The following is a 25936-nucleotide window of genomic DNA, read 5'->3' on the forward strand; positions in this document are numbered from 1 at the left end:
ATAAAATTAATGTTTATAATATAGGGTCACTTTATTTTTTTATCATTTTTGTGTTTTATTAATATACGATTTTTTATATTAATGGATGTAGTTAAAATAGAAGTACAGATATTTAAAAACAGACGGAACATAAAAAATAATAACGTGATTTTTACATGATTAAAATTATCAAGGATAATTATATCTATATAGAATTATTATTTGGATTAGCAGGGAAAGGGCGCAGTAAATTGTACTGAATCGTCTCATGCAATACTGTAAGCAAAAGAATTTTCTGGAAATTGTCGCCAAGATCATGATTTGCTTGCCTGATATGTTTATACTGTCACTGCTTTTACCCTACCTACTTTGAAAGGACTTGATGATGGATGATAAATTAAAACAAAGTGCTCTTGATTTTCATGAGTTTCCTCATCCAGGAAAAATAACTGTAACACCGACCAAACCATTGGTAACTCAGCGCGATTTGGCTCTTGCATATTCACCAGGCGTTGCAGTCCCATGCCTTGAAATCGCTTCTGAACCACTTAAAGCGTATCGCTATACTGCAAAAGGGAATCTTGTCGGTGTGATCTCGAACGGTACCGCCGTTTTGGGATTAGGTAATATTGGAGCCTTGGCGGGTAAACCCGTGATGGAAGGGAAAGGGGTGCTATTTAAGAAGTTTTCTGGCGTTGATGTCTTTGACATCGAAGTTGATGAAACAGATCCGGATAAACTTGTTGATATCATTGCCTCTCTAGAGCCTACTTTTGGTGGTATCAACTTAGAAGATATCAAAGCGCCGGAATGTTTCTATATCGAACAGAAACTACGTGAAAGAATGAACATTCCTGTATTCCATGATGATCAACATGGTACCGCGATCATCTGTACAGCGGCGGTGATTAACGGGTTACGTATCGTTAAAAAGGATATCGGTGATGTACGCTTAGTTGTTTCTGGGGCTGGTGCCGCATCCATTGCTTGTATGAACCTATTGGTGACATTAGGTTTAAAACATGAAAATATCACGGTATGTGACTCGAAAGGAGTCATTTACAAAGGCCGTGATGAGAAAATGGATGTCACAAAAGCCGCGTATGCAATTGAAGACAATGGCACAAGAACGTTGGCTGATGTGATCCCAAATGCGGATATTTTCCTTGGCTGTTCTGGCCCTGGGGTATTAACTCAAGACATGGTAAAAACCATGGCGAAAGACCCTCTTATTTTAGCGCTTGCTAACCCTGAGCCAGAAATTTTACCGCCATTAGCCAAAGAAGTACGCCCAGACGCTATTATCTGTACTGGTCGTTCAGACTATCCAAACCAAGTGAATAACGTGCTGTGTTTCCCATTCATTTTCCGTGGCGCACTCGATGTTGGTGCAACAACGATTAATGAAGAGATGAAACTCGCTTGTGTTTATGCAATTGCCGATTTGGCATTAGCGGAACAAAGTGAAGAAGTGGCTTCTGCTTATGGGAACCAAGACCTATTCTTTGGCCCTGAATATATTATTCCAAAACCGTTTGACCCACGATTGATTGTGAAAATTGCACCAGCAGTTGCAAAAGCGGCAATGGATTCAGGGGTAGCAACACGTCCTATTGCAGATTTTGATGCTTATATTGAAAAACTCAATCAGTTTGTCTACAAAACAAACTTGTTTATGAAGCCAATTTTCTCACAAGCAAAAACACAGAAAAAACGTATTGTGTTGGCGGAAGGGGAAGAGGAGCGTGTATTACATGCGACGCAAGAATTGGTTTCTCTTGGTTTAGCCTTCCCAATCCTAATTGGTCGCCCAAGTGTCATTGAAATGCGTATTCAAAAATTGGGTCTGCACATTGAGCTTGGTAAAGACTTTGAAGTGGTCAATAATGAAAATGACCCACGTTTCAAAGAGTACTGGCAAGAATACTATCAAATCATGAAACGCCGAGGTGTTTCACAGGAGATGGCTCGCCGCGCCGTAATTGGTAATCCGACCTTAATCGGAGGCATCATGGTGCTGCGTGGTGAAGCTGACGGCATGATTTGTGGCACCATTGGCAGCTATAGTGAGCACTACAGTGTTGTGAAAAATCTGTTTGGTTTCCGTGAAGGGGTTCATGCCGCGGGTGCGATGAATGCGCTGTTATTACCAACCGGAAATACATTCGTTGCAGATACTTACGTCAATGAAGATCCAACACCTGAAGAGCTTGCAGAAATCACATTAATGGCAGCAGACACTGTGCGTCGTTTTGGTATTGAACCTAAAGTGGCACTCCTATCTCGCTCAAGTTTCGGTTCATCTGACTGTGCGTCAGCACAAAAAATGCGTGATACGTTAGCACTTGTTAAAGCTCGAGCACCACATCTGGAAATTGATGGTGAAATGCACGCTGATGCGGCATTAATTGAATCAATTCGTAAAGATGTTATGCCGGATAGTCCATTAAAAGGCTCTGCAAACTTACTGATTATGCCAAATATGGAAGCGGCACGTATTAGTTATAACTTATTGCGTGTGACGAGTTCAGACGGTGTGACTGTCGGGCCTGTATTGATGGGGGTTTCCAAACCTGTCCATATATTGACTGCGATAGCTTCCGTGCGTCGTATTGTGAATATGGTGGCATTAGCTGCTGTTGAAGCACAGACTCACCCTCTGTAATTTGACTTAATCTTGGAAGACCTCTGAGTTTTTAAATTCAGAGGTCTTTTTTAATTGAAAATAATTATCATTATCTGTATTTTGAGTGGTTCTATACACAATTATTAATAGATGGAAAAGATAATGATATCAGTAAGATTGAAGGTAAAATCCTCCCTTATCACGATGGCATTACTGCTTGTTGCAGGTTGTGCGCAGCAAGTCGAACAAAAACCTTTAGAGCTTGATAGCCGATTGACAGGGCAAGGGCAAATCATTGATCTACAAACGGGGCAATCCATCACACCTCAGCAACTTATTGAACAACTATCGCAATCATCGCGCGTTATTGTTGGCGAAAAGCATGACAATCTGTATCACCATCAAATCGAGCAGTGGCTCGCACAGGAAATGCATAAAACACGTCCACAAGGATCTGTTTTGCTTGAAATGATTAAGCCGGATCAACAAAAGAGTGTGGATGCCGTTAAGGCACAAATGCAGGGGAATCCCTACATTCGAGATGAAAAGCTTCAATCAAAACTAAAATGGCAAAAAGGTTGGCCATGGGAGCAGTACGGTGAGTTAACGAAATATTTACTTAAAGCGCCTTACCCTGTGCTTTCGGCTAACTTAAATACTGAGGAAATCACAGAAGCTTATGAAAAACCTCCCGTTCTTAATGGTATCTACTCAACTCAACCCGTTGTCCAAGAGTTGATTAGTAAAACGATTGAAACATCTCATGATGGTGCATTAACGCCAGAGCAAGTGCAAAAGATGACGGTTATTCAACAAATGCGTGACCGCAGGATGGCAAAATCATTATTACAAGCACCAACGCCAGCAATGTTATTTGCAGGTGGGTATCATGCTACACGTGCGATCGGTGTTCCATTGCATGTACAAGATCTTGCACCAGACGCTGAATTTAAGGTGTTAATCATTTCTGAAAAAGACAATGCCATTGATAACATTCATGCCGATTATGTTTGGTATACACCAAACCAAAATAAAGTGGATGCAAAGTAACCATTTGATAACTATTAGTAATGTATTTGTGATGCTTTTACCATTTTAACTTGAAATAGTTTTCATTTGCATATGTAATTAATTATCATTTAGGTTTTAGGCATAGCAAAAATAAATAAGATTAAAATGGGCACGATGACATTAGGGTACTACCAAACCACCAAAATGAGTGGGGCGGTGATTATTGCGATTGCATTACATCTTTTAGTGATTTGGTTTTTTATCCACAGCAATGATGACCAAGCATGGGATGAGCTAACGCCACCTCCATCCGTTGTGATGGAGCTTTCCATAGAAGCGGAAGCTAAACAGTTAACGGAGGTGAATATCGGTCAAGTTCAGGAGGTTTCGGTGGCAAGTAAAGCACAAGAGGCTACGCCTGATGAACTTGACCTTCCTCCTATTCCGGTGAATGAGAATGCAGAACTGCAAGTCACAAAAGCGGAAAAGAGAAAAGCACCAACAGTTCCTAAAAAAGAAAAAAAAGAACCTAAGAAAAAGCCCGTTGAAAACGTCGAAAGTGATAATTCAAAAGCAAGTAATGCCCCTGTAACCAGTGATGCAGCGGCGCTAAAAAAGACGGACAAAATAGCAGCTGACTTCAATAGTCAATCACAAGCGACGCTTGATGCTGAAAAACAGTGGCAAGCGCTAGTGTTAGGTAAATTAAATACGTTTAAACGCTACCCTGAAGATGCCCGCCGACGTAACCGAACAGGCATTCCTGTCGTGACGTTCGAAGTGGATGCACAAGGCTATATCATTCATAGTTCGTTGACGAAAAGTTCAGGAACTCGCTCTCTCGATAGGGAAGCGGAAAGAGTTCTTTCTCGCGCACAGCCTCTCCCCACACCACCGACTGAAATGCTAAAGAACGGCAAAGTGACAGTAAAAATGCCGATAGACTTTGCACTTGAAAATTAATGGTCAATTAGAGTAACAAAATGATTATACGAACAAATTTATTGCCAGCATCAACTCGAATCGCTAAATTTTGTCTAATAGCACTTATTGGACTACAAACCAGTCATAGCCTTGCGGAGGAATTCATGTCAGCACCAAAGGCGAAAAAACAACCTTATACGATGACAACACACGGAGATGTACGTGTTGATGATTATTATTGGTTAAGAGATGATAAAAGAAAGTCACCAGATGTCATTGATTATCTTGAAAAAGAAAATGCGTATAGTCAGCAGCAATTAGCGCAGGGTGAAGGGCTTAAAAAACAAATTTATGAGGAATTACTTTCGCGTATGAAAGCGGATGATGAGTCGGTTCCTTATAATTATAATGGGTATACCTATCGTAGCCGCTTTGAAGCGGGCAATAATTATCCTATCTATGAACGTCGTCCTGTTAATAGCCATGAACCTTGGCAGGTACTTGTCGATGGCAACCAGCGCGCAGAAGGGAGTGAGTATTATCGTTTAGGCACCCTGACGGTTTCGCCGGATAACAAAAACATCGCGATTGCAGAAGATAGAGAAGGTCGTAACAACTATAGTATCTCTTTTCGTTCTTTAGATAGCCAAGAGTGGCAGAATGCTGAACTGACGAATACATCGGGTAATATTGTTTGGGCAAATGACAACAACACATTATTTTATGTCAATAAAGATCCGCAAACCCTCTTACCGTACCAAGTTTTTTACCATCAAGTTGGAACACAACAGCAGCAAGATGTGATGGTATATGAAGAAAAAGATGATACTTTTTATGTCAGCTTGTCTAAATCGACATCAAAAAATTATATTTTTATTGGTATCACAAGTACCGAGACTGCTGAGTATCGTTTACTCGATGCAAATCAGCCACGTAAACAAGTTGAAGTCTTTCAAACACGTAAAACAGGGGTTGAGTATTACCCAGATCATTTCCGTGATCAGTTTTACATACGCTCTAATCATCAGAATCCATTATTTGGCCTGTATTCAGTAAAGCACATTGGTGACGATTGGAATACTGTGGTTGCCCCTCGCGATGACATTGACCTAGAAGGCTTTGAGTTATTTAACCAATGGTTGGTACTGGAAGAACGACAAAATGGTTTAGTGAATATTCGTCAAATCAATTGGCAAACCAAAGCAGAAAATTTTGTGAGCTTTGATGACCCTGCCTATATGGCATGGATTGGCAACAATCCAGAGCCTGATACCCGCAAATTGCGTTATGGTTATTCGTCAATGACGACACCATCTTCTGTTTATGAAATAGATATGCAGACGCAACAAAAGCAGCTATTGAAACAACAAGAAGTCAAAGATTTTGATAAATCGAAATATCAAAGCCAACGCCTATGGGTAACGGCCCAAGATGGTGTGAAGGTACCTGTGTCATTAGTGTATCGCAAAGATCTGTTTAAAGAAGCACAAAATCCATTATTAGTTTATGGCTATGGGGCTTATGGTTACAGTATTGACCCTTCATTCAGCTCCTCTCGTTTATCTTTATTAGACCGTGGTTTTGTCTATGCGATTGCTCATGTTCGCGGGGGTGGTGAGTTAGGGAAAAAATGGTATTTACAAGGAAAAACCATTAATAAAATGAACTCATTTACTGATTTTGTTGATGTAACAAAATCATTGATTAGTCAGGGCTATGGTCAACCAGGGCATATTTATGCCATGGGAGGCAGTGCAGGTGGGTTATTGATGGGAACGGTTGTCAATATTGCGCCTGAATTATATGAAGGTGTTGTCGCTTCAGTGCCTTTTGTTGATGTGGTTACCACGATGCTAGACCCCTCAATTCCATTAACAACTGGGGAATATGATGAATGGGGTAACCCTGAGAATGAAGAGGCGTATTGGCGAATCAAAGCCTATAGCCCGTATGATAATATCAAAAAGCAAAAATATCCCCATATGCTAGTGACAACGGGTTTACATGATTCTCAAGTGCAATACTGGGAACCAGCGAAATGGGTCGCTAAATTACGCGAATATAAATTAGGTGATTCACTATTATTATTAGAGACCAATATGAATGCAGGCCATGGAGGTAAATCAGGTCGTTATAATGCATTGAATGATATTGCTCTTGATTATAGTTTTATTTTAATGCTAGAAGATAAAAAACAATATTTCCCGCAATTAAAAAACTAATATACTAATAACCCATTATTAAATGGGTAATTAAAAGCAACAATCAGGTTATAGCCTCTTTACTATAACCTGATTGTTGTGCCAAAAATTTCAATACGAAATTTTCTTTTGAAGCAAGTGAGCGCATGTTTAATTATTGCGTTTACAGGAATGGTTTAATGAATAACAAATTAAAACTACTAGGAGCCGGGTTATTATATACAGGGCTTTATGGAATTGCTTTAGCAGAAGACACACAGCGACAAGATAATAAAGACATCATAAACTTTAGTAAATTAAAGGTTTCAGGTGCACAAACACAAACACCATTGGTTAAGGCTTTAGAACGACCAGGAGCATATAGCGCTGTTGGTACGGAGAATAAACTAGAAGGATTAGATAAAATTATTCGAACAATGCCAGGGACTTATACTCAAATGGATGCAAGTCAAGGTACTGTAAACGTGAATATTCGCGGCTTAAGTGGTTTTGGTCGCGTTAATATGATGGTTGATGGTGTTACCCAAACTTATTATGGTATTTCACCGAGTAATTATACTCACGGTCAGCAACCTAATAATGATTTTGGTGCGTTAATTGATCCGAATTTTATCGTTGAAGTTGAGGTTGAAAAAGGTCAATTAAATGGGGGGAACAGTGTTAATGCTCTTGCAGGGAGTGCCAATTTTAGAACAATTGGCATTGATGATGTGATATTCGATAAGCAGTTATATGGCGTAAGAAGTAAGGCGCGTTGGGGAGATAATGGCTTAGGTTATAACGGAATGGTTGCCGTTGCAGGAAAAACATTAACGAATTCAGATAATGGGTATTTTGGGGGATTGATGGCGGTCAGTGGACATAATATCCCTAGCTCCTATAAAAATGGTGCGGGTTATAATAGTGATGATTTTGCAACGGATAACACCTTTAAACAAAAGCCACAATCACAATTAGCTAAGTTAAAATATAAACCTAATGATAGCCATGAAATAGAGCTCAGTGGTCGTTTATATCAAAATAAATTAACGCGTCGTAAAATAGATAGTGAAGATTATTATATTAAATATAAATATACGCCACTTAATGAGCTAATTGATACTGAATTAATGATTAACTATGGTAATAGTAATCAAAAATTTAGCGGTGATTCATTAGGGTGGGCTTTACGACAAGGAGAATCTAAAAATATTTCCGAAGGTATTAATTTATCCAATACTAGCCGTTTTTCGTATGGTGATATGGATTATGAATGGCAAATTGGCTCTAAGTTGATGAAAAACAAATATGAGCGAAATGTCTCTAGTGCGGTTAATCAGGATACCTTGATTTATAATGCATTCTCACCAAGTGGGACATTAGATCTATCCAGCCTTTATACGCAATTTAACGTCAAATATGATATTTACAGCGCATCATTGAATTTAAATTACATGCACTATCAATTAAAAGGATTTAAACCTGCTTGTGACGATGATGTGAAATGTTTCCCTCAAGGAGATGCTTCAATCGATTTACGTGAAGGGGGATTCAATCCAGGCGTGCTACTCTCAGCTGAAATTATCCCAGAGTTTCAGCCTTTTGTGAGTTATTCTCATTCGATGCGCGCGCCTAATTCACAGGAAGTCTTTTTTTCTCAAAATGGCGGTAATTCGATGAACCCGTTTTTAAAAGGGGAAAAAGCACAAACATGGCAAATAGGCTTTAATAGCGTCAAACCTGATTTAATTGTACAAGGTGACCAGTTCAATATGAAAGCACTCTGGTTCAATACAAAAGTGAAAGATTACATCACGAGTAAACCTTATTTGCTATGTCGACCAAGAACAGAAGCAGAATTTGCATGGTGTTTAATGAACGACGATGTCTGGGATAAAGAGTTTCCTGATTTTATGCAGAAAAGTTATATCTATATGAATGATCCAAGAAACGTTAATTTACGTGGTTATGAACTGCAAGCTAATTACGATGCAGGGGTCTTCTATTCAACATTGTCTTACACCAAAGAAACCAGTGCTCAGCCTGTCTCAATTGCCAGTGTTGCTGACTTCAGTGCAGGTGATCTGACTGAGTTACCTGATTATTATTTGACGCTGGATAGTGGCGTTAGGCTATTCGATGAAACATTGAAATTAGGTTCGACTATTACAGTAACAGGACCTGCTAAGCGGATCGGTGTGGAATCGCTGGTCGACAATAATGGTGATGCATTTAAAGATAAATATGAAAAGCAACCTACCATTATTGATCTTTATGCTGATTATAAAATCAATAAAAATGTCAAATTGATGTTCTCGGTGAATAATGTGACGAATGAGACGTATTCGGATGCCTTAAATCGTTCAAACTCTACCGCTATTATGGAAGAACGTGGGAAGAATAATGCCACTGCAAGAGGGCGTTCCTATATGCTTGGGGGAGAAGTTCGTTTCTAACTTAATTATTGGGGTATCTAGATTAGATACCCCTTAAGACCCTTGATAGCGGTATGAGGCCTATCTCGCGGGTTAAAGGCTATTAATCCTCAAAAATCAGTCTATTATTTTCTGTTGATACGGGCCAATAGGACTCCTGCATTGGCTCGCCATTTTAAAACTGTCTGATCTTGTCCTTGCTAAATTTGATGACATCTTTTCAAAATTAATCTTGAGAAATGAATAGGTGAAAATTTTGAGAATAACCGATTCATTTATTTGCTGATTGAGCGAGGTGTACGTTTCGCTTTCATTTTAGTCACCTCAGTGACTTCACTTTCTACCCAACCATCATTGAGGCGTGTTTTCAATTTCTGCCCCAATTTCACCTGTGAAGTCTTTTTCAACACAGTGCCATCGGCCGTTTCACTGATACTAAAGCCTCGAGCTAAAGTGGCCAGTGGGCTAACAGTTTCCATTTTTGAGCAAGCTACCGCAAAGCGCTGTTTATAGCGATTAAGTAACTCGGTCATCATATTTTGCAGATGATATTGCGTTTGCTGTAATGAGCTGTGTCGTTTTTGCAATAAAGGGCGCAAATCTTGTTGTGACAGTCGACGCTGTAACTGATCATAGCGCAACTGAGCAACTTGTAAGCGTCGAGTCATCGCTTGATTGATCTTCTGATTTAGAAGACTCAATTGGTGCTGTTGTCTAGCTAAACGAAGTTGTGGATGTTGCTGCTGCAAGCGATGCTGTAAGCGGCTAAAGCGTTGTTGCTGGCCTGCAAGATAATAATCCATTGCCATTTCAAGGTGCTGTTGAGCGGATTGCAATTGACGTATTAGTTCAAGTTGATTGCGGCTGACTAACTCAGCCGCAGCTGAAGGTGTAGGCGCTCGAACATCGGCAACAAAGTCGGCAATCGTGACATCGGTTTCGTGGCCAACTGCACTGACAATAGGCAGTCGACTAGCAAAAATCGCTCTTGCCACAATTTCTTCGTTAAAAGCCCACAGGTCCTCTAATGAGCCACCACCACGTCCAACAATCAATACGTCGCATTCATGACGAATATTTGCTAATGCAATCGCTCGTGCAATTTGTGCAGGGGCTTGCTCACCTTGAACCGCAGTCGGATAGATAACGACTGGCAGTGAAGGATCTCGGCGACGTAAAATATGCAGAATATCGTGTAAGGCTGCTCCTGTTGCCGATGTAATGACGCCAATACGTTTAGCAGGAGAGGGCAGTGGTTGTTTATGTATGGCATCAAACAAGCCTTCCGCCCCTAATGCCTGTTTGAGCAATTCAAAACGCTGCTGTAAAAGGCCTTCACCCGCTGGCTGCATGCTGTCAATGATGATTTGATAGTCACCCCGAGGCTCATAGAGTGTTACCGTTGCACGAACTAAGACTTGTTGGCCATTTTGAGGCCGAAAAGTTACACGCGCATTTTGCCCGCGAAACATAGCCGCACGAACTTGCGCCTTGTCATCTTTCAACGTCAGATACCAATGACCAGAGCTAGGCTGCGAAAAATTCGATATTTCGGCGGTCAGCCAAATTCTCCCCATCTGACGGTCTAAAAGTTCACGAACCGCCTGATTGAGTTTGCTGACAGAATAAATTCCACTATTTTCTTGAGTTGACATGTGAGCTAGATCAAATTCTAAAACAATGACTTAATTGATTGATACTAACCTAGTCAGAACAGTTATCAAGTTTTTTTTCAAAAAAGGACTGGAGGCAAACGGTTTCGGTGTGTATAATGCCGCGGCAATATTTTATACCTTTCCACAACGCTGCCTGGTGAGATATTGCCTATGTTACGCATTAAAAAAGAAGCACTAACTTTCGACGACGTATTGCTCGTTCCTGCACACTCAACCGTATTACCAAACACGGCCGATCTATCAACTCAATTAACTGCAACTATCCGCCTGAACATTCCGATGCTCTCCGCAGCGATGGATACAGTGACTGAATCTGACCTTGCGATTGCTTTAGCTCAGGAAGGTGGTCTTGGCTTCATTCACAAAAACATGTCTATTGAACGCCAAGCGGAAGAAGTTCGTCGCGTGAAAAAACATGAAAGTGGTGTCGTGACTGACCCTGTCACCGTAACACCTGATACAACAATCCGTGAAGTTCAAGAAATGGCTGAACGTAATGGTTTTGCTGGTTACCCTGTCGTTGCTGCTGATAAATCCCTAGTGGGGATTATTACCGGTCGTGACGTGCGTTTCGTTACTGATTTGGATCAGCCAGTAACTGCGGTGATGACGCCTAAAGAGCGCTTAGTGACGGTCAAAGAGGGGGAAGCTCGTGAGATCGTGCTACAAAAAATGCATGAAAAACGCGTCGAAAAAGCCCTCGTCATTGATGATAACTTTCATCTGTTAGGAATGATCACCGTTAAAGACTTCCAAAAAGCAGAACGTAAACCAAATGCGTGTAAAGATGAACAAGGTCGCCTACGTGTTGGCGCGGCTGTTGGCGCTGGTGGTGGTAACGAAGAGCGTGTTGACGCGCTAGTTGCTGCGGGGGTTGACGTGCTGTTAATTGACTCTTCACACGGTCACTCTGAAGGTGTTTTACAACGTATTCGTGAAACCCGCAAAAAATATCCTGACCTGCCAATCATCGGTGGTAACGTTGCTACTGCTGAAGGCGCAAAAGCGCTGGCTGAAGCAGGAGTTAGCGCCGTTAAAGTCGGTATAGGTCCGGGTTCTATCTGTACAACACGTATTGTAACGGGTGTGGGTGTACCACAAATTACCGCTATTGCAGATGCGGTAGAAGCACTCGAAGGCACAGGGATCCCTGTCATTGCGGATGGGGGTATTCGCTTCTCGGGAGATATTTCTAAAGCGATTGCAGCAGGCGCTGCTTGTGTGATGGTTGGCTCAATGTTTGCTGGAACTGAAGAATCTCCGGGTGAAACCATCTTGTTCCAAGGTCGTAGCTATAAAGCTTACCGTGGTATGGGGTCACTGGGCGCGATGTCTAAAGGTTCTTCAGACCGTTATTTTCAATCTGATAACGCAGCTGACAAGCTGGTTCCAGAAGGGATTGAAGGACGTGTGGCATACAAAGGTCGCCTAAAAGACATTATCCATCAACAAATGGGTGGACTACGCTCCTGTATGGGCCTAACAGGATGTGGTACTATTGACGCCCTGCGTACTAAAGCCGAGTTTGTCCGTATCAGTGGTGCGGGTATTCAAGAAAGCCACGTACATGATGTGACCATTACTAAAGAGTCCCCGAACTACCGTCTGGGGCAATAATCGATAATGATTCAGGGTAGCTCCGTGAATAATGGCGGAGCTACCAATTTTCTATTTTTGACTTGAATTTTTGGAATTCTCCTCAAATGACAACAAATATCCATAAGCATCGCATTCTTATCCTTGATTTCGGCTCACAGTACTCACAATTGATTGCTCGCCGTATTCGTGAAATTGGCGTTTATTGTGAACTCTGGGCGTGGGACGTATCAGAAGAGCAAATCCGTGAATTCAATCCAAATGGTATCATCCTCTCTGGTGGCCCAGAAAGTACGACAGCAAATGATAGCCCACGTGCGCCTGATTACGTGTTTAATGCCGGTGTGCCTGTCCTTGGTATCTGCTATGGCATGCAAACTATGTCAATGCAACTCGGTGGTGCAGTAGAAGTTTCTGGTGAACGTGAATTTGGCTACGCACAAGTTGAAATCAAGGAACAATGTGATTTATTCCGTGATATTCAAGACTCACTCAGTGAAAATGGTACGCCAGTACTGGAAGTGTGGATGAGCCATGGCGATAAAGTGACGGCTATCCCAGCAGATTTTAAAACTATCGCAAGTACTCCAAGCTGCCCATTTGCCATCATGGCCAATGAAGAGAAAAAATTCTACGGTGTTCAATTCCACCCAGAAGTGACTCATACATACCAAGGCCTGAATATCTTGAAACGTTTTGTACAAGATATTTGTCATTGTGAAGCACTGTGGACACCAGCCGCAATTATTGATGATACAGTCGCACGCCTGAAAGAGCAGATCGGTGATGACCATGTGATTTTAGCCTTATCAGGTGGCGTCGATTCTTCTGTAACCGCATTACTGTTAAACCGTGCGATTGGTAAACGTTTGACTTGTGTATTCGTTGATAATGGCTTATTGCGTTTAAACGAAGCTGATCAAGTCATGGAAATGTTTGCAGGTAAATTCGACCTGAATATTATCCATGTTAAAGCTGAAGATCGTTTCCTTGGTGCGCTGGCGGGTATTCATGATCCTGAAGCAAAACGTAAAGCGATCGGGCATGTCTTTATTGATGTTTTCGATGAAGAAGCCGCTAAACAGACGCAAGTAAAATGGTTGGCGCAAGGGACGATTTACCCAGATATTATCGAGTCTGCGGCATCAGCGACAGGTAAAGCGCATGTTATTAAATCTCACCATAACGTCGGTGGATTACCAGAAGACATGAAACTGGGCCTTGTTGAGCCTCTGAAGGAACTGTTTAAGGATGAGGTGCGTAAAATCGGCCTTGAGCTTGGACTACCTTATGACATGCTATACCGTCATCCATTCCCAGGCCCAGGCCTTGGTGTACGTGTATTAGGCGAAGTGAAAAAAGAGTATTGCGACCTGCTACGTCGTGCCGATGCGATCTTTATTGAAGAGTTGCATAAAGCAGAGCTTTACCACAAAGTTAGCCAAGCGTTCACTGTATTCTTACCTGTACGTTCAGTTGGTGTGATGGGGGATGGCCGTAAGTATGATTGGGTTGTTTCTCTGCGTGCTGTTGAAACTATCGACTTTATGACAGCACATTGGGCACATCTACCTTATGACTTCTTAGGTCGTGTCTCAAACCGCATCATCAACGAGGTCGATGGTATTTCTAGGGTCGTGTACGATATCAGCGGCAAGCCACCAGCAACAATTGAGTGGGAATGATTTCGCGTCTGGCACGACCAGGCACTTGATGGCATAAAAGTCCGCTAAGCCCGCGTAATTGCGGGCTTTTTTATTTTTTCGTCAGGCACTTTCTGGCAGCTGTTAGCAACGGGAAGCACGGTTTTTTCAATGGAATTTTTGATGGTACTCTCTGGTTTCGAATTCAGGTTTGAAAAAGTACCATGTGATAAATTTCGTTTGAGTTATGGTATTTGTTTTTTATAACTCAATTAAAAACAGATAGTTAAACAACTTTTCTGAATTTTTTACAACATGGTATTTTTTGATAAAGGAAAACAATAAACCATGTTGACTGACACCAGGCTGCGTCACCTTAAGCCGAAGGAGAAACTCTATAAAGTTAATGATCGTGATGGTCTGTATGTTGCGGTCACTCCGGCTGGAACTATTTCATTTCGTTATAACTATTCAATAAACGGAAGACAGGAGACCGTTACTTTTGGCCGCTATGGTGTTGGAGGGATCACGCTTGCAGAAGCGCGTGAACGGCTCAATGAAGCCAAAAAAATGGTTGCCAGTGGAAGATCGCCTGCGAGGGAAAAAGCCAGAGATAAAGCGCGTATCAAAGATGCGGAGACTTTTGGGGCGTGGGCTGAGAAATGGTTACGCGGTTATCAAATGGCTGAATCGACGCGTGATATGCGGCGTTCGGTATATCAAAGGGAGTTGAAGTCAAAATTTGCCCAGCAGAAACTTAGTGAGATTACACATGAAGACTTACGCGCATTAACCGATAACATTGTCGAGAGAGGCACCGGCGACAGCTGTACACGCCAGAGAGATTGTATTGCAAGTCTATCGCTGGGCTATTGAGCGCGGTCAGAAGGTGGAGAATCCAGCTGATCTGGTACGGCCTGCAAGCATAGCGAAATTTGAGCCTCGAGACAGGGCATTGACGCCAATTGAAATTGGTCTGATGTATCGGTACATGGAACGGGTAGGAACGACGCCATCAATCAGAGCAGCGGTTAAACTTTTGCTGTTAACGATGGTACGTAAAAGTGAGCTTACTAACGCAACCTGGAACGAGATCAATTTTAGTGAGGCATTATGGACGATACCAAAGGAGAGGATGAAACGACGTAATCCACATTTGGTTTTTCTTTCCAGACAGGCAATGGATATTATGATTGCTCTCAAAACCTTTGCCGGTAGCTCTGATTTTATCCTTCCTTCGCGGTACGATTCCGATGCGCCAATGAGTAGCGCTACTTTAAACCGGGTTTTGACACTGACGTATCGCCTGGCTCAGAAAGAAGGGGAGTTGTTGCCTAAGTTTGGTCCCCATGACTTACGGCGTACAGCCAGCACCTTGCTACATGAGGCCGGGTACAATACTGACTGGATTGAGAAGAGCCTTGCCCATGAACAAAAAGGGGTACGAGCTGTTTATAACAAGGCTGAATATCGTGAGCAGAGGGCTGAGATGCTACAAGATTGGGCGAATAACATGGACAACAGTAATTGCTGACTATGCAAATTGGCTCTTCTGGGGCTGGTATTAATAAGTATGGTTTGGATATTTGGCATGATGGCGATGCAAGGGGAAGGGTTGACAGGCGTACTTGCTGAAATAGTTCGCTTTTTTGCCGTCATTGGTTTTTTTTACTATCTTTTAATCAATGGCCCATCCATATCTCAATCCATAATTAATTCAATGAGACAACTTGCAGCAAATGCTTTAGGAATAAGTACTGGTATTTCGCCCTCAAGCATAGTTGATATGGCGTTTGCGATATTAACAAAGGTCAGTTCAGCCGCATCAATTTGGTCGCCAATGATATCCACCATTATGATAACGGTCGCGATAATCGTTTTGGTAGTGATGTCCCTTATAGCGATAAATATGCTAATCATGTTGGTTTCTGCATGGGTGTTATGTTATGCAGGAGTTATATTGCTTGGATTTGGTGGTTCGAAATGGACCTCTGATATAGCAATTAATTACTTACGAACTGTTTTATCGATTGGCATTCAATTATTCACGATGACATTAATTATTGGGATTGGACAATCATTTTTAGATCAATATTTTTCTCTTATTAAAGATGATGTTCCTGATCTAAATAGTCTTATTGTTTTGCTTTTGGCGTCAATTATCCTATTAGTATTAACGAATAAGCTACCACTGTTGTTATCAGGTGTTGTAGGAGGGGGATCTTTACAAGGGATTGGTGGATTTGGGGCGGGTATGATTACCGGCGCTGCCGCTACTGCCATCAGCGGTGCTGGAGCAATGGCAATGGGGGCATCAGCTCAACTCAGCGGCGGAGCCTCTGCATTAAAGGCAGCGTTCGAGTCTGCGCAAGCTGCCATGGCCGAAGAATCTGGTTCAGGTGGTGGAGGCAGTTCCGGTGGAGGATTTGGCGGCGGGGAAGATACCGGTTCTGTAGATACTTCTGGAGGCCAACCCTCAGGCAGTTCCGGTGGTTCGTCAGCAGGGAGCTGTTCAGTTAGCACCAGTGGAGGAAGTCAGGGGTTTGCTTCATTCTCACGAGCTGGCCGCATGGCAAGCCATATGGGAAGCAGCATGGCCAACGGAGCTGCTGAGTACCAGAAAATGAAGCGAAGTAGCAATTCTTCTCGTGTCCAACAAACTATTGGAGGGGAGTTGGCGACTCAGATACGTAAGCAGACAGCTACTCATCGGGATAACTGCGAACATGATGATTTTGCCGATGATAGCTTATCGGGTAATAATAAATCTTGAGTCACGTGCGTCAGTTAACGAGGTAGCGTGAGCTGGCGCTTTCACTGTGCGAACTTTACTCCTGCAATTCAAAGGAAAAACATGTCCAGGACTCCCTATACACGGTTACGTATTGAGGGCTTCCGCAAAGCAGAGGCTTCCCTGAGACTTGAAGGAATGGACCCCAGTGGTACGCCACTGTACGAGTCCATTAAGGCACGTATTATTTCAGGTGAGCTTACGTATGAGCAGGGGCGTTCAGAGATTCTTGCATACTACACAAAAGCAGATACCGCCGGGCCTGTGACAGTGGGAGAAATTCTGACAGAAGAATTTTTAAAACCGCTGAACATGTCTCATGATGAACTGGCGGAAGCTATGGGTATCTGCAAGCGGTATATTGACGATATTATCTGCGGTTTGCGTCGTCTTACGGATGATGAGGCTCGGGTTCTTGCTGCCGTATTTGGTACTGATGAGGATTTTTGGAGCAATCTGCAGAAGTTGCAAGATCGGAAGAAACGACGGTAAAAATAGTAACTCAATGCCATGATACCTGCGCAGCCCCTCAAGTGTCATGAAAGTAGTTCTTCAAGTCATAGCATCTTGAAACACCTTAGATTATCAGGTAACGATCTTATACAATATAGGTCTTTGACTTTCATAACTTCTGGGAGCTTTAATGCATCTAATAATGCTCGATACATGTGTTTGGCTTGATATTTCCTCTAAAAAAGCTGAATTGCCAATGCTTACTGCCATCGAGCATCTGGTAGGGGATGGGAGTATCAAAATACTACTGCCCGATCTAATACGTGCCGAGTACGAACGAAATAAAGATAGGGTGATTGAGGCTACGCGAAAACGACTCTCCAGTGAATTTCGAGTAATTAAAGGGGTAATTGAGTCTTTTGGCGTTGAAGGTAAAGATACTGCGCTCAGGACCTTAGATGATGTTAATCACAGATTGCCTATTCTTTCCGAAGTTAATCAAAATACAGTAAATCGTGTTACCAAACTTTTTGACATGGTCCACGAAGTTATAATCTCTGATGCCGCAAAAATAAGAGCGGCAGAGCGGGCTATCGCTAAGAAGGCACCGTTCCATAAGCAGAAGAATAGTGTGGCTGATGCAATGTTAGCAGAGACTTTCCAAGAGTTTCGGCTGTCGCACATAAGTGAGTACGAAACCTTTAGATTTGTCACTCACAATGTGACGGATTTTTCCGGCAAAGACCACAGGCAGCCACACGACGATTTCGCAGATATTTTTGACGGCAACAGCTCTTTATTCTTTAACACCACAAGCTCTGCAATCGAGGATCTGCTCGATCTTGAAGAATTTCACTATGAGAATAGCTTTGCTTGGGAGGACGAAACTCGTGGGCTTCAGGAAATCATGTCTGCGATGGACGAGCTCTTCGATAAAGTTTGGTACAACCGCCATATGAACATGATGTATCACATAGATAATGGTGATATAGAGGTAGTCCCCGTTGGCACAAAACGCCACGGCAATGATGTGATTCACGAAGATATCCTCGACCAAGCAAAAATTGCAGCCCAACGAGTCAGGGATAAATATGAAGATACTGGGCCTTGGAGCGACTTTGTTTGGGGGATGCTCAATGGGAAGCTTTCTGCCCTGCGATGGGTCTTGGGGGATGAGTGGGACATGCTTGATACGTAAGTAAGGATTATATCGCTTCTATCCATAAAAATATGTGTCGATACCGTTCGACCAAGATTATGGGTTAGATGAAAGACAGATCACATGACGAAGCTATGACGGTATTTTTCCGTGCCAACCCAAATTATGCTACTGAACTGCTTGATGAAGTTAGGCGTAGTGGGGATTCAGCAGAACTTGCCATTTTTGTTCGACAGGTAACTACTGCAAACTTGAACAACGAGGATGATGGGAGAAGAGAATGTTCTTCCATGCTGTAAATAATTTTGGGGGGAAAATATGGAAAAACCGAGAGACGAAGCCCATATTTTTGAGGATTTGGCAGTATTAGCTTGTTCGCCAGGATATATTCATGCGATTGCGCAAATTTGTAATCGCGATAACGTCATTCATATTAAGGGAACGCTAAAGCCATCTGACATGGATCGATTGTTCAGTGGTGAGCGCCTTATACGGACGGAGCTTACGACGTTGCTTGGTCTCGTGGTAAAAGGACCGTTGGACCTAACCAAGCAACTGAAAGCTGTAATTGATGGCTATGTCCAGCGTACTGATGCGCTTATGCAGGAGCTTCACAACGCAATGTCCTATCCAATCTTCGCTTCTATGTCTGAAGCGATGAAGCAGGGAGGGGAGCCTCCAAACCCGTGGCATGGGCCAGGGATGCGAGAACCAATCTTTTACGGTACAGAATCAGCTTATGCTTTCCAGTATAGAGATTTAGTGCCAGAAAAGTTTGGGGCGGATGATGAATGGCTGCTTAAAAACAAAGGCTTCACTTCTGGTCAGGCGCGCATCATAGCGAAGACAATGTGCACTTTGATGGATGAGAAGGGAACGAAACTTCTCGCGGATTTTCAATCAGATGGAGGCTCTCTAGCGACTTGGTTGCCAGTATTCGAGTTCTCGCTAGATGAAGTGGTATTCCACAGTGGTGTTGAGGCCAATATAGTTCAAGCCTTCTTTGCTGCATTTCTCTTTTCAGGGCATAACGATGGGTTTAAGGAGGTTGGGGATTTCAATGAGGTCGCTGCTCGACCGCTCATACCGACCGGGCATGGAACTGTACTTCTCTTTTCACATTACGCCATTTACGAGGCATTATACGAATCTCCATTCTTTTGGATGTGGGACGACAAGGCTTATCGCCCGACAGCTGCTGAGCATCGCGGAGCTTTTACTGAACAATTTGCTGCACGCCGCCTATCTAGGGTTTTTGGCAGTGAACATGTTCATGCGAATGTAAACCTATATCGTGGTAAAGATATTGTTGCTGAGGTTGATGTTCTGGTCATATACGGAGATCGACTCATCGTTTTGCAGGCGAAGGCTAAAAAGCTAACTATTGCAGCACGCAAGGGCAACGACAACCAGCTAAAGGCCGACTTCGCTGCCGCCATTCAGGATTCGTATGATCAGGGGTGGGTGTGTGCGAATGAACTGCTTGCTGGAGGATGCCGGTTGGTGGATGACAACAAGAAAGACATAGCTCTTCCGACTAGCATCAAAGATATCTTTTTGTTCAGCCTTGTGTCTGAACACTATCCTGCACTTGCCTTTCAGGCAAGTCAGTCACTGAAATTCCAGACTACCAATGTCATCCGTCCTCCGTTCGTAATGGACGTTTTCCTCCTAGATACGTTGACGGAAATGCTGGCAACGCCATTGCGTTTTCTAAGCTATGTAAAATTAAGAGTGGCTGTATCAGATAAGTTGATGAGTGGGCATGAGTTAACCGTGCTTGGCTATCATCTTAAGCAGAATCTCTGGCTAGATGGAAATTACGACCTAGTGATGCTTGAAGATTCTGTCGCACAAGATTTAGATGCGGCGATGTTAGTTCGCAGAGATAATCTTCAAGGTGATTATACCCCAGCAGGCATACTCACGAAAATGCGAGGAACACGTTATGAAGATTTGATTAAAGAAATTGAGAATAGAGCAGACCCGGCAACACTTGAACTCGGGTTCCACTTGCTTTCAATGAATGAGGATGCTTGTAGAAATGTTCACCGCATACTTGAAACTATCATAAGGAAAGCGCAGTTCGATGGTAAGCGGCATGATGTTACTCTGGCCTCGAGAACTCCACCTTGTGGAGTCAGCTTTCATTGTAATCCAAAGGTATCTCCTGAAGCGGTTGCTGTGTTGGAAGCTCACTGTGCAAAACGCAAGTATCAGCAACATGCAGCTCAATGGTTTGGAGTTTCTGTAAGTCCGAATGGGCGAGTCCAGTTCGGCGTGACGTTGGATTATCCATGGGCGGCGTCTGACGAAATGGAACGACTTACAGCTGACATGAAACCAGCATCTAGAGTAAGTGATGCTTTACCTCCATTTTTACGAGAAGGTAGGCGGATGAAACTTGGGCGAAATGAACCGTGTCACTGTGGAAGTGGAATCAAGTACAAAAAATGTTGTTTAAAATAGATTGGCGGGATATTTTTTTTGATTATTTTTAGTTGCGATTTGAGTTTTAATTATTTTTTATTTAAGTTTTATTTTATTTTGATGTTTTGCGTGAGGTAGCATTTCATTAAATTTTGCTTGGTCATGAAAGCGGTGAAATACATCTGAATTTGCGTGTTTTTGTGGGGCTTTGAATCGCTACGGATAATCCCGGAAAAAATTATCCACTACAGTAAGTGCTCGAAATCTCGACGTAACCAGAGTAAGGGCGATATATAAGAAAGCTGATTATCGTGAACAGCGTAAAGCCAAGATGCAGGACTGAGCTGATATGATTGACGAGTGAGCATTATGGTGCTCGAAAGATCAGTAGTTCAAAATGGGGTGATAAGAATGAATATGGAAGAAGATCGAAAGAAGGCTGTAGCTTCTTTATTGAAGGATATGGAATCCATTGCTGACCGAATGCGTGAGTTGATTGTCAAAATGCCTCCGCATGATTTGCTCGGGTACATCTACGCTCAGCACATGATGAAAAAAATGGGAAACCAAATTGGGGGCGAAAAGCAAGGCCAAGAGGGTAGCCCAGCTGACGTAGTTAATGAAACCCAGTTCTTACTGGAGTATGTTCACGCGGTTCTGGCATCTGAGGCCGCTCCTGCGGATATGGAATTCGACGAAGCACTGTGCGCTGAGTTGTTTGAATGTAGCCGAAAACTGAGAGAGCTGGCCATGTTCTATGCTATGGCCACCTCTGCTGATACCAAAGATGGCATCTTCGGTCCTAATACGGCCGACATTGAATTCCGTGCGAAATCCACTTGGGTCATGATACGCGGGAATCGTTATCAAGTTTTGGAGGGCGAGTTCTATCGCTACGTTCTGGCGCCTCACAATGATGTTTTGGAGGAGGTGTACGGCATTGGTGCCACCGATATTGCGGAAGGCTTTCAGGCCATGGCCGACGCTACTCGTTCTGGGCAGGCCAATGCAATCATTGAGATGATGAAGCAGTTTGAGGCGGTAAAAGCTTTTTCTATAGAGCAAAGTAAGTCTATGGAAGACGCTATGGAGTCATGGATTGCTGAAAATGAGGAACAGTCCAAAGCGGCCCGGGGGGCGATGGAGGATATGCTTCGCGGCGGTATTGCCAATGTAAGCCGTCACACGAAGTTGCCACCGACATTGCTAGCAGACTTGTCATACCAGCGAGGAGAAGATACTGAGTTCTTCGCAGCGGGCGATTTTAAGGGGACACCCTTTCGGACACTGCCAGCACGTAAGAAACCTCTAATTCAGCTTGGGTCGGACTACTACGCGGTCGATCCCTGTTTTGCTCGCGATGCGGGGTATCGTGCGCTCCTATTTAATCTCCTTCAGCGAAAGCCGGATTACAATAAGGCCTTTAAAGATAGGCAGAAAATGATGAGCGAAGCAGCCTTTGCCGACATTCTCTATGCCCAGCTTCCGGGAGCCACAGTTCTTCAGGAGGTTTACTACAAGGATCCTGATAGCAAGCAGTGGTCCGAAAACGATACTCTAATCCTGGTCGATGATGTGCTGTTACTAGTTGAGGCTAAGGCTGGTGCAGCTGCCACCATTGCATCACCGGCGCTTGATTTTGGCCGCCATGCTCAATCAGTGCAGGACTTAGTACTCAAGGCATATAAACAATGTGTGCGCTTCTTCAATTATATGAATTCGGCGGATGAAGTGTCCCTCTATCACCTCGTGAATGGCAAATACGAAGAGTGTTGTCGTGTGCGTCGCTCTGACTACCGGGTGATGGTGCCGATTGGGTTGACAGTCGAGTCGTTCTCGCCCTTTTCCACGTACTGTAAAGAATTACCGCAGGTTGAGCCTTTGCTTGGAAAGCATGCTTTCATTTCACTGTCCATCGACGATTTGTTTGTGCTCAAGCGACTCTTGCCCACACCCGGGGAGTTCGTCCATTACTTGGAGGTGCGGCAAGCCGTGGCCGGAATACGCGGGGCTCATCTCTTCGACGAGTTCGATCACTTGGGTGCTTACCTGAAGAAGAACCGTTTTGATCAGGATATTATCGAGCAGTTGAAGGAAGAGAAAGCGAACATGGTTATCTGGGATGGCATGAGTGACATCGTCGACAGGACCTTCGAAGGTGAGGAGTGGGAAAGCAAACCGTTACCAAGTCAGAAGTTCCCGGAGGAGGTTCTGAAGCTGCTTGGAGCACTCGATAGCACCCGAGCTAGCGGCTGGCTTTCAGCAGAGAGTTATATCCGTGACCTAGGAGAGGAAGGCCGGAATAATCTGGCCAAGATGCTGTCCGACCTTCGAAAAACACTGATTCAGCATCCCGTTCGTTACTTTGTTCTGGGCGGGGACGGTGTACCGCTCTTCGTTTGGCTTCAACGGCATGGTCATCCAATTGACTGGACTAAGGTGAACAATAAGGCTAGCGCAGTTGCGTTGAGCGCCAAGGCTACTAACGTCATTGGCGTTGTGGCTGAAGTTAGTGCCGATGGTACTTATGTCCAGGCGCGGTCTTTCAAAATTTACATACCGACGGAGCAAACAGCAGAAAACGCACACATTTATGAAGACGCGGCGAGAATGGCCAATCCTGAACGTACGGTCAATCTCGAACGGGAAAAACAAGTCCACTTTGGTCGCAAGAGCAAAAAGATTGGCCGTAATGTCCCTTGTCCATGTGGCAGTGGCATGAAATACAAGAGATGTCATGGACGGTAGAATCAGCTTAGAAATTCAAATGGAGGTTGTGCATAAATTTGTATAACATACTGATTTTTATCTTTAATTTTATATTTGATCCATGTTGTGCGAGAGTCTTCTCAGTATGATTCTGAGCTTAATAAACGTCGATGAGCAGAAAAAATAAAAAAATCTCCGCATGGTATAGATTGTGGTATCAAGAAAGATTGACTTTCTAAGTTACTGTTATTTAAGTTGATTTTAATTTAATTGATAATAGAGTGGGAATAAACTAGCTATTGTTGATAACAGTTTTTAATTGTCGATAAATTCAAAGGCATCAGTTAGTTACTGGTGCCTTTTTGTTTGGGTAAAGAATGTGTAGATGGTGTTGCATGTTCGTTTTTAGGCTGGTTTGAATACGTAAGACGATAACAAGATTCTTCAATTGTGGTGGCAGAGAATGATTAATTCATCACAGCATTAAATATTTAGCCTTAAACTAGCGTTAAATATTCAACCTTAAATTTTTACTAATTTCGTCGCTTAATGACTTAGGCACATCCCACTCTTTGGCTAAGTTCGGCCACGACGAAACACATTCAATGGTTTCATCAATCACTGCATTTATTTTCTTTTTACTAAATAATGGGCTCACCTTCTCTAAACTATAAAAATCTTCTCGAATAAAATTATCACGTTTGCCATTTAGGCTCATCCAATGACTGTTTACCCATTTACTGCCTGGTTTGTAGCTATAGGCCAAGTCGTAAGCAGGGGCCAATCTCCATTTATTTTCTTTCAGCATAAAGGCAAAATTCTTTGAGTGATCATCGTGGTTTCGCGCAATGATGTTAAACGTCATACGTTTGAATAATTGTAGGGCATCTTGTGCAGATAATTTTAATTGGCGAGCAATGGCAAATAACTCAGCATAAGAATATGACCCCGGTTTTTTATAATCGACATGCGCTAATCCATTGAGTGTTTGAATATGAATTTTGTTGTTACCAACGCGATCAAAACGTTGGGTCATAAAATGTCGTCGAGCACCTTCATGTAATAATTTACATGGCATCATCTCAATACCACATTCTGTTGCCATTATGTGGTAAACAAACTCCATCGCCCCATAACCTAATGGGTCACCAAAAGTTTCTTGGTTTTTATTGTGTTCACTGACCCCATCAAACTTCATAAGGTAATGTGTAAATCCATTGGGTACTGTTGTTTGTCCCGATCTCACCTGTGTGAAGTCATCATTAAAGGCTAAGACCGCTTTTGGGCGAGCACCGCCGGCGCTCATACCGACAGACAATAGCGATAACATGGCCTCGCGTGATTCTTGACCATCCCGATTCAGTTCAACTGAAAAATTCCCTCGGGTATCCAAGATTTCTTGCGCTATTGCAACAAGTGATTCAATTTCAACTTGTTGTGATGAATTAAGATTACGCATTTGAGTGGCTGGAGAATATTCAAGGGCGCCCATACCTCGTTTCCCTGTGTATTGTAATCTTTGTAGCGGGGTGATTTCTTGAGGGGATAACCCCTTATTTGCGACCCAAGCATTAAGTACAGCATTGCCGAAATCGTCGGGCAGGGAATCTGCAATTAAACCGGGAAGCCCTCTAAAGGTATTGAAATCTAATTCGGGAAAACGAAATATTGTTGAAGACAAAGGCATTTTTAAAGGGGATAGCTCGATCCCTTTTTTAATAAAGCTAGGGGCATATTCAAAAGCACCAATGCCGCTATCTGTATCAAAACTGAGGGCGCCGATGGTTTGATCATGATAATTAACATTAATGACTTCCATTACCATTCGAGGTGCTCCTCTTTATTTTCTTGTCGTTGTCCTGAGGCTCGTTGGCGTTTTTTACCTTGTAATTTAGCTAATTGCAAAGGCGATATAGGTTGTCGTGGTAAAAATAAATCAAGTTGATCCGTTAAATTTAAAGCCTGCATGATGGCAATAAAAATGTCTAGTTGCGCTTTGCCTTTTTCTGCATTAATGACGGTTTTACGTGCGACGCCAGCAAATTCCGCAACTTCGGATTGTGTTAAGTTTTGGTTCAATCTTGCTTGTTTTAGTCGTTCGCCAAGCTGTTCCGCAAGTGCAATAGCACTAATTTTCTTGTTCATATAAAGATCCCATTGGGTGACTTTAAATGCAAAAACAACAAATAATGTTACTATTATGGTACCTTATTGATATTAAGTAAAGGTGTCTTTAATGTAACTATATGTGCTCTTTACTGTCATTTTGATGCAATAGGTAACCATAATGGAACTTTATGTACTTTGTTGTTTGGTCGTGAATT

General features: G+C 42.8%; 15 protein-coding genes and 2 pseudogenes. 14 read left to right on the top strand and 3 right to left on the bottom strand.

Going from position 1 to position 25936, the window contains the following annotated elements; translation table 11 throughout:
- The first annotated feature begins 364 nt into the window (after positions 1-364).
- The 5 genes from maeB to P2E05_RS09145 all read left to right on the top strand — a co-directional run bounded on the left by maeB (position 365) and on the right by P2E05_RS09145 (position 9176).
- Positions 365-2644 (top strand): NADP-dependent oxaloacetate-decarboxylating malate dehydrogenase, encoded by a 2280-nt coding sequence (gene maeB / locus P2E05_RS09125; RefSeq protein WP_154622254.1) that lies wholly within the window; start codon positions 365-367, stop codon positions 2642-2644.
- A 123-nt stretch (positions 2645-2767) separates the two neighbouring features.
- The gene (locus P2E05_RS09130) at positions 2768-3655 is read left to right on the top strand and encodes a ChaN family lipoprotein (protein WP_272658058.1); all 888 of its coding nucleotides are present in this window, start codon (positions 2768-2770) and stop codon (positions 3653-3655) included.
- A gap of 126 nt (positions 3656-3781) precedes the next feature.
- Positions 3782-4579, top strand: coding sequence for an energy transducer TonB (locus P2E05_RS09135; protein ID WP_154623918.1), 798 nt, complete (start codon positions 3782-3784; stop codon positions 4577-4579).
- Between the two features lie 20 nt (positions 4580-4599).
- Positions 4600-6762 (top strand): S9 family peptidase, encoded by a 2163-nt coding sequence (locus P2E05_RS09140; RefSeq protein ID WP_272658059.1) that lies wholly within the window; start codon positions 4600-4602, stop codon positions 6760-6762.
- Between the two features lie 158 nt (positions 6763-6920).
- Entirely contained in the window at positions 6921-9176 is a 2256-nt protein-coding gene (locus P2E05_RS09145; RefSeq protein WP_154635694.1) for a TonB-dependent receptor domain-containing protein, read from the top strand.
- Positions 9177-9430: 254 nt separating this feature from the next.
- Here the strand turns inward: P2E05_RS09145 and xseA are convergent, their stop codons facing one another.
- Positions 9431-10810: an exodeoxyribonuclease VII large subunit gene (xseA, locus tag P2E05_RS09150; RefSeq protein ID WP_272577943.1), complete on the bottom strand. Its 1380-nt coding sequence runs from the start codon at positions 10808-10810 to the stop codon at positions 9431-9433.
- 171 nt (positions 10811-10981) lie between these two features.
- Here xseA and guaB point away from each other — a divergent pair, with 171 nt between their 5' ends.
- The 9 genes and pseudogenes from guaB to P2E05_RS09195 all read left to right on the top strand — a co-directional run bounded on the left by guaB (position 10982) and on the right by P2E05_RS09195 (position 23651).
- Entirely contained in the window at positions 10982-12448 is a 1467-nt protein-coding gene (guaB, locus tag P2E05_RS09155; RefSeq protein WP_154624339.1) for an IMP dehydrogenase, read from the top strand.
- 86 nt (positions 12449-12534) lie between these two features.
- Positions 12535-14112: a glutamine-hydrolyzing GMP synthase gene (gene guaA, locus P2E05_RS09160; protein WP_154624338.1), complete on the top strand. Its 1578-nt coding sequence runs from the start codon at positions 12535-12537 to the stop codon at positions 14110-14112.
- 306 nt (positions 14113-14418) lie between these two features.
- A pseudogene (locus tag P2E05_RS09165) lies at positions 14419-15604 on the top strand (tyrosine-type recombinase/integrase).
- Positions 15582-16843 (top strand): annotated as a pseudogene (gene trbL, locus P2E05_RS09170) (P-type conjugative transfer protein TrbL); the annotation flags it as partial. The pseudogenes P2E05_RS09165 and trbL, both read left to right, overlap by 23 nt.
- Before the next feature lie 27 nt (positions 16844-16870).
- Positions 16871-17353 (top strand): HigA family addiction module antitoxin, encoded by a 483-nt coding sequence (locus P2E05_RS09175; RefSeq protein ID WP_244316501.1) that lies wholly within the window; start codon positions 16871-16873, stop codon positions 17351-17353.
- 151 nt (positions 17354-17504) lie between these two features.
- Positions 17505-18512 (top strand): PIN domain-containing protein, encoded by a 1008-nt coding sequence (locus tag P2E05_RS09180; protein WP_272658060.1) that lies wholly within the window; start codon positions 17505-17507, stop codon positions 18510-18512.
- 68 nt (positions 18513-18580) lie between these two features.
- Positions 18581-18772, top strand: a complete 192-nt coding sequence (locus P2E05_RS09185) for an addiction module antidote protein (protein ID WP_072422352.1) — start codon at positions 18581-18583, stop codon at positions 18770-18772.
- 19 nt (positions 18773-18791) lie between these two features.
- Entirely contained in the window at positions 18792-20942 is a 2151-nt protein-coding gene (locus P2E05_RS09190) for an SEC-C metal-binding domain-containing protein (protein ID WP_272658061.1), read from the top strand.
- 372 nt (positions 20943-21314) lie between these two features.
- Positions 21315-23651: a YecA family protein gene (locus P2E05_RS09195; protein WP_244316502.1), complete on the top strand. Its 2337-nt coding sequence runs from the start codon at positions 21315-21317 to the stop codon at positions 23649-23651.
- 469 nt (positions 23652-24120) lie between these two features.
- Here the strand turns inward: P2E05_RS09195 and P2E05_RS09200 are convergent, their stop codons facing one another.
- Positions 24121-25437, bottom strand: coding sequence for a type II toxin-antitoxin system HipA family toxin (locus P2E05_RS09200; RefSeq protein WP_272658062.1), 1317 nt, complete (start codon positions 25435-25437; stop codon positions 24121-24123).
- Positions 25431-25757 carry a helix-turn-helix transcriptional regulator gene (locus tag P2E05_RS09205; RefSeq protein WP_154624335.1) on the bottom strand — a complete coding sequence of 109 codons (327 nt, stop codon included), beginning with the start codon at positions 25755-25757 and terminating at the stop codon, positions 25431-25433. The genes P2E05_RS09200 and P2E05_RS09205 overlap by 7 nt, the downstream gene beginning before the upstream one ends.
- Positions 25758-25936 lie beyond the last annotated feature (179 nt).

The organism is Providencia stuartii, assembly GCF_029277985.1.
Classification (GTDB): domain Bacteria; phylum Pseudomonadota; class Gammaproteobacteria; order Enterobacterales; family Enterobacteriaceae; genus Providencia; species Providencia zhejiangensis.